This window comes from Streptomyces spiramyceticus (assembly GCF_028807635.1).
GTDB lineage: Bacteria > Actinomycetota > Actinomycetes > Streptomycetales > Streptomycetaceae > Streptomyces > Streptomyces spiramyceticus.
In genome coordinates this window covers 2,390,001-2,402,258 of sequence record NZ_JARBAX010000001.1, presented here as the reverse complement: position 1 = coordinate 2,402,258, position 12,258 = coordinate 2,390,001, and the positions used below count along the sequence as shown (strand labels likewise).

Sequence of the window (12,258 nt, the reverse complement as noted above, 5' to 3'; positions counted from 1 at the left end):
GTCGATCTCACGCCGATTGACGCCATTTGTCCCAAGTGGCGACTGGTCACGGCCCCGTCACCCGCTGTGCCCTCCGGTCCCCGCGCAGGTCAAGGCAGTTGCCTGGGAGGCGGCTGGGGCGCACGAGGACATGCGACACGGTGGGGTGACGTGATGGAGAGTCGTCGCGGCCCGGTCAAGAGTGCGGTACCGTCCAACATCGTGAGCCCTGTACGTCGCTGTTCGCGCACCGCGTGCGGCCGCCCTGCCGTCGCGACACTGACGTACGTCTACGCGGACTCGACCGCAGTCCTCGGACCGCTCGCCACCTATGCCGAGCCCCACTGTTACGACCTGTGCGCCGAGCACTCGGACCGGCTGACCGCCCCGCGCGGCTGGGAGGTCCTGCGCCTGGTCGACGGCTCGGCCCCCTCCCGCCCCAGCGGCGACGATCTCGAAGCACTCGCCAACGCCGTACGTGAGGCCGCACGGCCGCATCAGCGCACCGCCGAGGCCGGCGGCGGCGCCCGCACAGCGGACCCGATGGAGGTCGCGCGCCGCGGCCATCTGCGGGTGCTGCGCTCTCCGGACTCCTGAGCCCGTCCCCGGCTGCCCTTGCAGGTAGCTTTGGGGGACCTAACAGGACTTCAGGAGGGTTGGCCGTGGCTGCTGATCTGTCGCAGATCGTCAAGGCGTACGACGTGCGCGGTGTGGTCCCCGACCAGTGGGACGAGTCGCTGGCCGAGCTGTTCGGGGCTGCCTTCGTGCAAGTGACGAACGCCGAGGCGATCGTCACCGGGCACGACATGCGGCCCTCCTCGCCGGGGCTCTCGCGGGCATTCGCACGGGGGGCGGCGGCGCGTGGAGTGGATGTGACGGAGATCGGGCTCTGCTCGACCGACCAGCTGTACTTCGCGTCCGGCCAACTCGGCCTCCCCGGCGCGATGTTCACGGCCTCGCACAACCCCGCGCAGTACAACGGCATCAAGATGTGCCGGGCGGGCGCGGCCCCGGTGGGCCAGGACACGGGCCTCGCGGAGATCCGCGCGCTGGTGGAGGAGTGGTCGGCGACGCCTGCCCCTGCTGTGACGGCCACACCGGGAACCATCACCCAGCGCGACACGTTGACGGACTACGCGGCCCATCTCCTGTCCCTCGTCGACCTGACCTCGATGCGCCCCCTCAAGGTCGTCGTCGACGCCGGTAACGGCATGGGCGGCCACACGGTCCCCACGGTTTTCGGTTCCCTCCCCCTCGACCTCATCCCCCTGTACTTCGAGCTGGACGGCACCTTCCCGAACCACGAGGCCAACCCGCTCGACCCCAAGAACATCGTCGACCTCCAGGCGAAGGTCCGCGAGACAGGCGCCGACCTGGGCCTGGCCTTCGACGGCGACGCAGACCGCTGCTTCGTGGTGGACGAGCGCGGCGAGGGCATCTCACCGTCCGCGATCACCGCCCTGGTCGCCGCGCGAGAGCTCGCGCGCAACGGCGGCAAGGGCACGGTCATCCACAACCTGATCACCTCGTGGTCCGTCCCCGAGGTCGTACGGGAGAACGGCGGCACCCCGGTCCGCACCCGCGTCGGCCACTCCTTCATCAAGGAGGAGATGGCCCGCACCGGCGCGATCTTCGGCGGCGAGCACTCCGCGCACTACTACTTCAGGGACTTCTGGAACGCGGACACGGGCATGCTCGCCGCACTCCACGTCCTGGCCGCCCTGGGAGGCCAGGAGGGCACGCTGTCCGCCCTGGTCGCCCAGTACGACCGCTACACCGGCTCCGGCGAGATCAACTCGACGGTGGACGACCAGGCGGCCCGTATGGCAGCGGTGAAGGAGTCCTACGCCGCCCAGCCGGGCGTAACGATCGACGAACTGGACGGCCTGACGGTCACGTCCGCCGACTGGTGGTTCAACCTCCGCCCGTCCAACACGGAACCGCTGCTGCGCCTGAACGTAGAGGCCCGCGACGAACCGACGATGACAAAGGTCCGAGACGAGGCCTTGACCCTGATCCGCTCCTAACCCCAAGGCCCACGCCCACTGCGCCAGTCACCGCTCTCCGCGACCGCCTGGCGCAGTGCGGCGCGGCGGCGGTACCGGCTACTCGGTGAGTGCCTCACGCCATACGGCGCCGGGCCGCCTCACGGCCTTGGCCCCGTTGCGCCGGGCACCGCTTTATCGTGCGCCACTGGCGCCATACGGTGCCGGGGCGCCCTACGGGCTTGGCCCCGCTGGGCCGGGTACCAGTCTTTGTACGTGTCTGGCGCCTCTTTGTACGTGTCTGGCGCCGTGCTGCGCTGGGGCGCCTAACGGGGCCTGCGCCTGTTTCGGGAAGAATGGGGTCTCCCCTGCTCGAACGAAGTTGAGAGCTTGGGGAAGGGCCGGGGGAGAAATCCGCCGCCCCCGCCGACACGCCGCAACCGCGCCCCGCGGAGCGGACAGCGCGCCACCAGGAAAACCACCCGCCCCCCAAATCGCGCCCCGCCACACCGCGCCGCACCCCACCCGGCGGTAGGCTGACGTGGCCCAATCCGCACCGTATCCGCATGTTCGAAGGGACCCACCCCATGGCGCTCGAAGCCGGCCTTCTGGAGATCCTCGCCTGCCCCGCGTGCCACGCGCCCCTCAGCGACGCGTCGACCGCGGAGACCCCCGAGCTGATCTGCACCAGCAAGGACTGCGGCCTGGCCTACCCGGTACGGGACGGCATCCCGGTCCTCCTCGTGGACGAGGCCCGCCGCCCCGCCTGACACGGCCACAAGCGCAAGCCCAGGCAGGCCTGCACCTGCCCAGGCACGCAAGCACCAGGACCACGCAGCAAGCACCACGCAGCAAGCACCACGCACCACGCACCACGCACCAAAGCCAGCCCCACCCCCGCACCCGAACGACGTCCCCCCGCGCAAAGCAATCCGCGCCCGGCGATCGGAGGCCCGCCCCATGCTCGACGAGTCGTTGCTGGACGACCCGGAGTCCCTGGCCCGCGCCGACCGCCGCGGCCTACTGCGCGGCGCGGCCGAGGCCGGTGCGCGCGTACGTACCGCCGCACGGCACGCCACCGAGGCCGGCCTCGCCGAAATCAGGCCGGAAGGCCGCCCCCGTGCCGTACTGATCGCAGGCCCCGGCACCGCCGCCAGCGGCGTGGCCGACCTGCTGACCGCACTCGCGGGCGCCGCCTGCCCCGTCACCCGTCTGCGCTCCTCGGGCGTGGCCCCCGCCGCAGGCGCTCTGCGCTGGACACTCCCGGGCTGGGCGGGCTCCGTGGACCTCCTCCTGCTCGTCACCACGGACGGCGCCGAGCCCGGCCTCGCGCTCCTCGCGGAGCAGGCGTACCGCCGAGGCTGCACGGTCGTCGCCGTCGCCCCGCAGCGTTCTCCGCTGAGCGAGTCTGTCGGCGGGGTTCACGGCCTGGTCGTGCCCATGGCGGTCGCCCCTTACGAGGAGTACGACGAGACCGCGGCCTCTGCAGGACCCGGCGCGCTCTGGGCGCTGCTCACCCCACTGCTCGTCCTCCTGGACCGCGTCGGCCTGGCCACCGCACCGCCCGACACCCTCCGGCTCGTCGCCGACCGCCTCGACCGCACCGCCGAGCGCTGCGGGCCGGCCATCGCGACGTACAGCAACCCGGCCAAGACGCTCGCCGCGGAGCTCGCCGACTCGCTCCCGCTGATCTGGACAGAGGGCGCGTACGCGGGCCCCCCGGGGCGCCGGTTCGCCGCCGTACTCGCCGAGCTGGCCGGCCGCCCCGCGCTCGCCGCCGAACTGCCCGAGGCCCTGCCCGCCCACGGCGTACTCCTCGCCGGCGCCTTTGCCGCAGGCGCCGACCCGGAGGACTTCTTCCGCGACCGCGTCGACGAGGCGCAGGCGCTGCACGCACGCGTGGTCCTGCTCCGCGACCGCCCTGTCGGCGGAATCTCCGCCGCCCCGGCCGCCCGCGAGCTCGCGCTGAGCCACGACACAGCCATCAGCGAACTCGAACCGGACGAGGGCAGCGAGCTGGAAAACCTCGCGGAGCTGCTCGCCATCACAGATTTCGCCGCCGTTTACCTGTCGCTCGCCTCGGCAGGGCGATCATGACGACGAGCACCTGAACAGACACCTGAACAGACACCTGAACAGGCACGTGTCCAGGCACCTCAGCAGAGCATCTGAACAGCGCACCTGAACAGGTACGAACAGGTACCGGCCACCACCACACCCCCACACGCACCGAGGGAACGCAGCATGGACCGCCTCTCGAACACCGTGCGCCCCTACGCCTGGGGTTCCACGACCGCCATCCCGGAGCTGCTCGGCGTCGCCCCCACCGGTGAGCCCCAGGCCGAGATGTGGATGGGCACCCACCCCGGGGCACCCTCGCGCGTCACCCGGGCCGAACGCACCGGCGAAGGCACCGCCGAACAGATCGCCCTCTCGGACGTGATCGCCGCAGAACCGGAGCGCGAACTCGGCACCGCAGCGGCAAAGAAGTTCGGCCCCCGCCTTCCCTTCCTCCTCAAGATCCTCGCGGCCGGCGCCCCCCTCTCCCTCCAGGTCCACCCGAACCTCGCCCAGGCCAAAGAGGGTTACGCCGCCGAGGAGAGCGCCGGCGTCCCGATCGACGCCCCGCACCGCAACTACAAGGACGCCAACCACAAGCCCGAACTGATCTGCGCGCTCACCCCCTTCGAGGGCCTGTGCGGCTTCCGCGCCCCCCTGGAGGCCGCGGACGCAATCGCCACCCTCGACGTCGACTCCCTGAAGCCGTATGTCGACCTGCTGCACGCCCACCCCGAAGAGGCCGCCCTCCGCGAGGTCCTCACCGCCGTACTGACGGCGGACCCCGTCGAGATGCGCGAGACCGTCACCGCCGCAGCAGCCGCCGCGGAGCGCCTGGGCGGCGCGTACGCCCCATACGCCACGCTCGCGCACCACTTCCCCGGAGACCCGGGCGTCATCGCCGCCATGCTGCTCAATTACGTACAGCTGCAGCCCGGCGAGGCCCTCTTCCTCGGCGCCGGCGTCCCCCACGCCTACCTCAGCGGCCTCGGCGTCGAAATCATGGCGAATTCGGACAATGTGCTGCGCTGCGGCTTGACGCCCAAGCACGTCGACGTCCCCGAGCTCCTCCGCATCGTCCGCTTCGAAGCCGGCGACCCCGGGGTCCTGCGCCCGGAGGCATCCCCCGAGGGCGAAGAACTGTACGAGACCCCGATCGACGAATTCCGGCTCTCGCGGTACGTCCTTGCCGAGGGCGCCGCGCCCCGCACTCTCCCCTCCGGCACCCCACAGATCCTGCTCTGTACAGGGGGTCGGATCCGGGCCGGCGAACTCACCCTCTCGCCGGGGGAGTCGGCCTTCGTACCGGCAGGAGAATCGGCCGAATTGTCCGGTACGGGCACCCTCTTCCGGGCCACAGTGGCTGCCTGACGTACCGTCCGTACATGCCGCCCCACGGAGCTGCAACAATGTGCGGCCGTACGGCGGCGCCAGGGCCGCGGCACCAAGGAAGGGACATCCGGCACCCATGAGTGCGTCAGGCGGAACCAAGGCGATCGTGGCGGCACTCGCCGCCAACCTCGCGATCGCAGTAGCCAAGTTTGTGGCGTTCCTCTTCAGTGGATCGTCCTCGATGCTCGCGGAAAGCGTGCACTCGCTCGCCGACTCGGGCAACCAGGGGCTCCTGCTGCTCGGCGGCAAGAAGGCCCAGCGCGAGGCAACGCCCCAGCACCCCTTCGGCTATGGCCGCGAGCGCTACATCTACGCCTTCCTCGTCTCCATCGTGCTCTTCACGGTCGGTGGCATGTTCGCCATCTACGAGGGCTACGAGAAGATCCACGACCCGCACGAGATCGAGGCCTGGTACTGGCCCGTCGGCGTCCTCGTCTTCGCGATCATCGCGGAGTCCTTCTCCTTCCGTACGGCGATCAAGGAATCCAACGTCACCCGCGGCAACCAGTCCTGGAAGGACTTCATCCGCCGCGCCAAGGCCCCCGAGCTCCCTGTCGTCCTCCTTGAGGACCTCGGCGCGCTGGTCGGCCTGATCCTCGCGCTTGCCGGCGTGAGCGTGGCCCTGGTGACGGGTGACGGCGTCTGGGACGGCATCGGCACCCTCTGCATCGGCGTCCTGCTGATCATCATCGCGATCGTCCTGGCGGCCGAGACGAAGTCTCTCCTCCTCGGCGAGGCGGCCGGCACGGACGAGATCGAGAAGATCAAGGCCGCGGTCGTCGACGGCAACACCGTCACCCGCATCATCCACATGCGTACGCTCCACCTCGGCCCCGAGGAACTGCTGGTCGCAGCCAAGATCGCGGTCCAGCACGACGACACGGCGGCGGAGGTCGCCAGCTCGATCAACTCGGCGGAGGAGCGCATCCGTGCGGCGGTCCCGATCGCCCGGGTGATCTACCTGGAGCCGGACATCTACGACGAGTCGGCGGCAGGGGCGGGCGAGAACCCGACCAGGTCCCCGGAGGGCCCGGCGGCCGCGCACTGACGCCCGTAAGCACAGTCCGTACGAACACTCCGTACGCACGCAGAGAAGGCCCCCGCCAAGCACAGGCGGGGGCCTTCTCAGTGCTTCGAGAGTGCTTCGAGCGACCGGTTACTGAATCGACCGGTTACTGAATTACCGGTTTCTGAATTACTGAACCTCGGCCAGCACCTTCAGCACCGCCGCCTCGTCAGGAGCCGTCGACAGCCGCGCACGGAAGTCGGTGTCCATGAGCTTGCGCGACAGCATCGCCAGAATCCGCAGGTGTTCGTCGCCCGCGGCCGCCTCGGGCACGGAGATCATGAAGACCAGCTTGGCCTTCGTCCCGTCCAGCGAACCCCACTCAATGCCCTCGGCGGACCGCGCGAAACCCACGGTCGGCGCGGACACCGCGTCGGTCTTGGCATGCGGAATGGCGATCTCCTCGCCGAGCCCGGTCGTCCCCTGGTCCTCCCGAGCGAGCGCCACCCGCACCAGCTCGTCGACGTCCCGTACGTTCCCGGTGGTTGCCAGCAGCTCGGCCATCTCCCGGATCGCCGCGTCCTTGTCGTGCGACTCCAGCCACACCTTCACGGTCCGGGCGGTGAGATACCCGGAGAGGATCTCGTCCTCGGGCGCTGCGACAGCCGCAGGAGCCGACAGCGCCTTCTCAGCACGTACGGCCCCTCCGGACCCACCAGCACCACCCGCACCGACCCCAACGAGCACAGGCTCAGGCACGACCGCACCCGCACTCGCACTCGAACCCGCACCCCGCTCTTTGAAGCCGATGAGCGCATTCGTGGTCACCGCTGTGACCGCTGTTCCGATGGCCACAGCCACGAAGAACATCGGCACACCGCCCACCGCGCCGAGCACGGCCACGATCGGCCCGCCGTGCGGCACCGCATCCGTCACCCCGGCCATGCCGGCGACGGCACCGGCGACCGCGCCACCGAGCATGTTCGCCGGAATGACCTGCGCCGGCCGCGCGGCCGCGAACGGGATCGCACCTTCCGAAATCCCGAACAGCCCCATGAAGAGCGCGGCCATCCCGGTCTCGCGCTCCTGCTCCGAGTAGAGCTTGCGGCGTATCAGCGTGGCGAGCCCCTGCCCCAGAGGCATCACGGGGATCGCCGCCGCGCACATGCCCATCACCGTCTGATTGCCGGTGCCGATGAGACCGGCACCGAACAGGAACGCCGTCTTGTTGACGGGACCGCCCATGTCGAACGCGATCATGAGCCCAAGAATCGCGCCCAGCAGGATCGCGCTCGTCCCGGTCATCCCGCTCAGCCAGCTCGTCAGATGCTCAAACACCCAGGCGATCGGACTGCCGATCACGTAAACGAAGAAGAGCCCCAGCGCCGTCGTCGCAACGATCGGGATCACGATGATCGGCATGATCGGCTGCGCGAACTTCGGAACCTTGACCTTCTTGATCCACTGCACCAGATAGCCGGCCAGGAACCCGGTCACGATCGCACCGATGAACCCGGCGCCCGCCTCGGAGTCGTACAGCGACCCGTCGTTGGCGATCCAGCCGCCGATCATGCCAGGCACCAGCGCCGGCCGGTCGGCGATCGCATACGCGATATAGCCCGACAGGATCGGCACCATCAGCTTGAAGCCGATGACCCCGATGTTGTTGACGTCCATCCAGAAGGAATCCTTCGGGATGACCAGCCCCTCCGGCGTCGCGTGCCCACCGATCGCCAGCGACATGGCGATGAGCAGTCCGCCCACCACCACGAACGGGATCATGTACGAGACGCCGTTCATCAGCGCCTTGTACGCGACGCTCCGCTCCCTGCCGCCACCGCCGCCACTGGCGGGCGGCGCGACGGAACCGCCCGCTCTACCCGCCCCCTGCACGGGCGCGGTCCGCACCTCCTCGATCAACTGCTCAGGACGGCGGATGCCGTCCGCCACACCGACAGCCAGCACCCGCTTCCCGGCGAACCGGCTGCGGTCGACGTCTTTGTCGGCCGCGATGATGACGCCGTCCGCATGCTTGACATCGTTGTCAGACAACACGTTTTCAGCCCCGATGGAGCCTTGCGTCTCCACCTTCATGTCGATATCGAGACGCTCGGCGGCCTGCGCCAGCTTCTCCGCCGCCATGTACGTGTGGGCTATGCCGGTGGGGCAGGCAGTGACCGCGAGCAGCTTCAGCCTCTTCTGCCCACTCACGTCTCCGCCCTGTGTGCGGCCGGCCGGACTTGTCACGTGAATCTCCCGTCGCGCGTACGTTCCAGATGTCCTGGCATCGTGCAGCACGAACGCGCCGGATCAAAGGTCCAGAAAGCCCGGAATCAACCGGCCCGAACGCACAGGTCCAGCCACAACCGGGACCAGGCGGGCTGGGGACCACTGCTTCGATCGGTGTAGATTCGTGACCTAGCCAGACGTCGCTGCTGATGGCGGTCGGGCGGTCCGAGGACCGGCCGAGGGAGAGAGGGCCTCCGACGGACTGCGCTGCGAGCGCCCGGGCACTCGTATGCCCGCCGCCCGCAGAGTCAGCCGTACCCGCCTCGACCCACTTCACGAGGAGCAGCTCGCATGACGACTGTCGCCACCGGCCAGGACTTCAAGGTCGCGGACCTCTCACTTGCCGCCTTCGGCCGCAAGGAGATCACTCTCGCCGAGCACGAGATGCCCGGCCTGATGTCGATCCGCAAGGAGTACGCCGCCACCCAGCCGCTCGCCGGCGCCCGTGTCACCGGCTCCCTGCACATGACCGTCCAGACCGCCGTACTCATCGAGACCCTGGTCGCCCTGGGCGCCGAGGTCCGCTGGGCCTCCTGCAACATCTTCTCCACCCAGGACCACGCCGCCGCCGCTGTCGCCGTCGGCCCGAACGGCACCCCGGAAGCCCCCGCCGGCGTCCCGGTCTTCGCCTGGAAGGGCGAGACGCTGGAGGAGTACTGGTGGTGCACGGAGCAGGCCCTGACCTGGCCGAACACCCCCACCGGCGGCCCGAACATGATCCTGGACGACGGTGGTGACGCCACCCTCCTCGTCCACAAGGGCGTCGAGTTCGAGAAGGCCGGCGCGGTCCCGGACCCGGCCACCGCGGACAGCGAGGAGTACAGCTACATCCTCCGCCTGCTGAACCGCACCCTCGGCGAGAACCCGCAGAAGTGGACCCAGCTGTCCTCCGAGATTCGCGGCGTCACCGAGGAGACCACCACCGGTGTCCACCGCCTGTACGAGATGCACCGCGACGGCACCCTCCTCTTCCCGGCGATCAACGTGAACGACGCCGTGACGAAGTCGAAGTTCGACAACAAGTACGGCTGCCGGCACTCCCTGATCGACGGCATCAACCGCGCCACCGACGTCCTCATCGGCGGCAAGGTCGCGGTCGTCTGCGGCTACGGCGACGTCGGCAAGGGCTGCGCGGAGTCCCTGCGTGGCCAGGGCGCCCGTGTGATCGTCACCGAGATCGACCCGATCTGCGCGCTGCAGGCGGCGATGGACGGCTACCAGGTCGCGACGCTCGACGACGTCATCGACATCGCCGACATCTTCATCACCACGACCGGCAACAAGGACATCATCATGGCCGCGGACATGGCCAAGATGAAGCACCAGGCGATCGTCGGCAACATCGGTCACTTCGACAACGAGATCGACATGGCCGGCCTCGCCGCCGTCCCCGGGATCGTCAAGGACGAGGTCAAGCCGCAGGTCCACACCTGGACCTTCCCCGACGGCAAGGTCCTCATCGTCCTGTCCGAGGGCCGCCTGCTGAACCTGGGCAACGCGACCGGCCACCCCTCGTTCGTGATGTCCAACTCCTTCGCGGACCAGACCCTGGCCCAGATCGAGCTGTTCACCAAGCCCGAGGAGTACCCGACCGACGTCTACGTGCTGCCCAAGCACCTCGACGAGAAGGTCGCCCGCCTCCACCTCGATGCCCTCGGCGTCAAGCTCACGACCCTGCGTCCCGAGCAGGCCGCCTACATCGGCGTCCAGGTAGAGGGCCCGTTCAAGCCCGACCACTACCGCTACTGAGTCACACCCTCAGCAGTCAGTAGCTTTTGAAGGCAGGCCCCCGCACCCCCGTGTCGGGGGCCTGCCCGTGTCGGACCCTCGGACCCTTAAGGACCGAACCCATGCCCCGCGGCCGTTATTCGCTTCACGATCCCCACGACCACACCCCTCTCGGCGAAGAACACTTCCACTGCGCCCCCGGCCCCTCCGGTTGGCGCTACGTCTCCCAGATCACCACCCCCTCCGGCGACCACTCCGGCTCCGTCGACCTGGCCATCGACGAACTCGGCCGCCCCATCCGACTCGAACTCCACGCCGCGAGCTGGCAGGTCCGCGGCGCCGCTATCGACGGCGTCACCTGGGTCCGGACCGACCCGACCGGCACTCACGCCACCGAAGGCAATGTCCCCGCCCACGCCTTCACCGGCACATCCCCCGCGTTCCTCATCGCCACAACCCGTCTGCTGCGCCTCACCCCCGGTTCCCCCGCCACTCGTGTCCGCCTGGTCGCCTTCACGGACCCTGTCCTCGCGCCGCGCACGCTGGACCAGTCCTGGGCCTTGCTGAAGAGTGAAGCGCATGCCACTGACAATGGCCTGCTGACGGTGGACGAATACCAGGTCAGCGCGCTGGACACCGGTGAACAGCACCAGATTCACATCGCCGGCGACGTGGTCCTCGCGGCCCCCGGCATCGAGCTGGAACATCTGGAAACACCACCCTCGGTCTTCCCCCAGCCAGGCATGTGAGCGCGCACCGAGAACTCACGCGGCCGCCGAGCCCCCGTACCCAACGAACGCCCCACGCTCAGCCACCCTCGGCGTCGCCCGAGTTCTGCCCACCGTGGCCGCGCTCTGCGGGACGTCGACGCCTCGGCCAACGGCGTCACGGGCGGTGCAGGCGAGTAGCGAGCGGCTGCGAGCCACCGTCGTGCCAGTCATCTACTGCGGCTTCTCGGCCGGCTTCGCGGTCGTGGCCCAGTCGCGGGCTAGTTGCCGCCAGGCAACGGCTGGCGCTCGCCGCCCTGGGCCGATGCGCCGGCCCTCCGGGACCTCGACGCATCCGCAATCGCGTCAGGCAGGCGGCGCGAACCCGGTAGCGGACGGCGCCGCATCCTCAGGCGCCTCGTCGGCTGCCTCCGCCTGCCCAGCTCCGTTCTTCCTGATCCGCCCCGGAGCTGTAGACGCATCCGCGATCGCCGATGAGTCCGGCGCACCCGGGGCCACGGGTATTGCCGCACCATATGGACTGACGTAAGGGCTGACATAAGCACTGGCCACCACATCGGCCGCCCCGGCGCCCCCGCCGCCCGCCTCCACCGCCCCCGGCGCCACAAACGCCCGCCGCGCATCCCGCGCCTGCCGCTCGTTCACCACCGCCGCCAGATAAGCAGCCGGTGGCACGCCCTGCGGCGCAGGCGCCCCAGTACGAGCCGCCAGGTCACCCGCCAGCCGCTCCGCCATCGACCAGCTCACCTGCGGATCGAGCTGCCCCATCCGCGTCAGGTACTGCCGTACCGCGAGCCACAGCGCGTCCGGCACCCCCGACAGATCCAGCCCCGCGAACCGCCCCACCAGCCACGGCGGCGGAGGCGGCACAACAGCCACGCGCCCAGCCGACACCCGCTCCCGCACCACAAGGGTCCCGGCCAGGACATCACCGATCCGCCGCCCCCGCTCGGACACCAGCGAAGCGATGCAGGCTATGACCCCGAACGTCATCAGGATCTCCACGACCCCGACAGCCCCGCGCACCAGCGCGTGCCGGAACCGGATCGGCCCCCCGTCGTCCCGCACCACCCGCAGCCCGCAGGCCATCTTC

10 protein-coding genes (1 of these 10 cut by a window edge) are annotated in these 12,258 nt (G+C 69.7%); 8 read left to right on the top strand and 2 right to left on the bottom strand.

Annotation, left to right across the window (positions count from 1 at the left end):
- The first annotated feature begins 153 nt into the window (after window positions 1–153).
- From PXH83_RS10760 to PXH83_RS10735, 6 genes are all read left to right on the top strand, one after another.
- Window positions 154–576, top strand: a complete 423-nt coding sequence (locus tag PXH83_RS10760) for a DUF3499 domain-containing protein (protein ID WP_274559203.1) — start codon at window positions 154–156, stop codon at window positions 574–576.
- Between the two features lie 65 nt (window positions 577–641).
- Window positions 642–2,006: a phosphomannomutase/phosphoglucomutase gene (locus PXH83_RS10755; RefSeq protein ID WP_274559201.1), complete on the top strand. Its 1,365-nt coding sequence runs from the start codon at window positions 642–644 to the stop codon at window positions 2,004–2,006.
- 545 nt (window positions 2,007–2,551) lie between these two features.
- Window positions 2,552–2,734 (top strand): Trm112 family protein, encoded by a 183-nt coding sequence (locus tag PXH83_RS10750; protein ID WP_214921634.1) that lies wholly within the window; start codon window positions 2,552–2,554, stop codon window positions 2,732–2,734.
- A 190-nt stretch (window positions 2,735–2,924) separates the two neighbouring features.
- Entirely contained in the window at window positions 2,925–4,061 is a 1,137-nt protein-coding gene (locus tag PXH83_RS10745; RefSeq protein ID WP_274559199.1) for an SIS domain-containing protein, read from the top strand.
- A gap of 147 nt (window positions 4,062–4,208) precedes the next feature.
- Window positions 4,209–5,393 carry a mannose-6-phosphate isomerase, class I gene (manA, locus tag PXH83_RS10740; protein WP_274559197.1) on the top strand — a complete coding sequence of 395 codons (1,185 nt, stop codon included), beginning with the start codon at window positions 4,209–4,211 and terminating at the stop codon, window positions 5,391–5,393.
- 97 nt (window positions 5,394–5,490) lie between these two features.
- Window positions 5,491–6,462: a cation diffusion facilitator family transporter gene (locus tag PXH83_RS10735; protein WP_274559195.1), complete on the top strand. Its 972-nt coding sequence runs from the start codon at window positions 5,491–5,493 to the stop codon at window positions 6,460–6,462.
- A gap of 147 nt (window positions 6,463–6,609) precedes the next feature.
- Here PXH83_RS10735 and PXH83_RS10730 read toward each other — a convergent pair whose 3' ends face one another.
- On the bottom strand, window positions 6,610–8,667 hold the full coding sequence (locus tag PXH83_RS10730; protein WP_274559193.1) for a fructose-specific PTS transporter subunit EIIC: 2,058 nt from the start codon (window positions 8,665–8,667) through the stop codon (window positions 6,610–6,612).
- A gap of 333 nt (window positions 8,668–9,000) precedes the next feature.
- Here PXH83_RS10730 and ahcY point away from each other — a divergent pair, with 333 nt between their 5' ends.
- Together ahcY and PXH83_RS10720 are read left to right on the top strand one after the other, a co-directional pair.
- Window positions 9,001–10,458 (top strand): adenosylhomocysteinase, encoded by a 1,458-nt coding sequence (ahcY, locus tag PXH83_RS10725; protein ID WP_274559190.1) that lies wholly within the window; start codon window positions 9,001–9,003, stop codon window positions 10,456–10,458.
- A 101-nt stretch (window positions 10,459–10,559) separates the two neighbouring features.
- The gene (locus tag PXH83_RS10720) at window positions 10,560–11,186 is read left to right on the top strand and encodes a hypothetical protein (protein ID WP_274559188.1); all 627 of its coding nucleotides are present in this window, start codon (window positions 10,560–10,562) and stop codon (window positions 11,184–11,186) included.
- Between the two features lie 324 nt (window positions 11,187–11,510).
- On the opposite strand, the gene PXH83_RS10715 is transcribed toward PXH83_RS10720, so the two are convergent.
- Window positions 11,511–12,258: the 3' portion of an RDD family protein gene (locus PXH83_RS10715; RefSeq protein WP_274559186.1), read on the bottom strand. 254 nt of this gene lie beyond the right edge of the window; only the last 748 of its 1,002 coding nucleotides appear in the window; its start codon lies off the right edge, out of view — the gene reads right to left on this strand; its stop codon occupies window positions 11,511–11,513.

Excerpts from the sequence above, each read along its gene's own strand:
- ahcY (WP_274559190.1), top strand. The coding sequence starts at position 9,001 with ATGACGACTGTCGCCACCGGCCAGGACTTCAAGGTCGCGGACCTCTCA.
- PXH83_RS10745 (WP_274559199.1), top strand. The coding sequence starts at position 2,925 with ATGCTCGACGAGTCGTTGCTGGACGACCCGGAGTCCCTGGCCCGCGCC.
- PXH83_RS10750 (WP_214921634.1), top strand. The coding sequence starts at position 2,552 with ATGGCGCTCGAAGCCGGCCTTCTGGAGATCCTCGCCTGCCCCGCGTGC.
- PXH83_RS10760 (WP_274559203.1), top strand. The coding sequence starts at position 154 with ATGGAGAGTCGTCGCGGCCCGGTCAAGAGTGCGGTACCGTCCAACATC.
- PXH83_RS10735 (WP_274559195.1), top strand. The coding sequence starts at position 5,491 with ATGAGTGCGTCAGGCGGAACCAAGGCGATCGTGGCGGCACTCGCCGCC.
- manA (WP_274559197.1), top strand. The coding sequence starts at position 4,209 with ATGGACCGCCTCTCGAACACCGTGCGCCCCTACGCCTGGGGTTCCACG.
- PXH83_RS10720 (WP_274559188.1), top strand. The coding sequence starts at position 10,560 with ATGCCCCGCGGCCGTTATTCGCTTCACGATCCCCACGACCACACCCCT.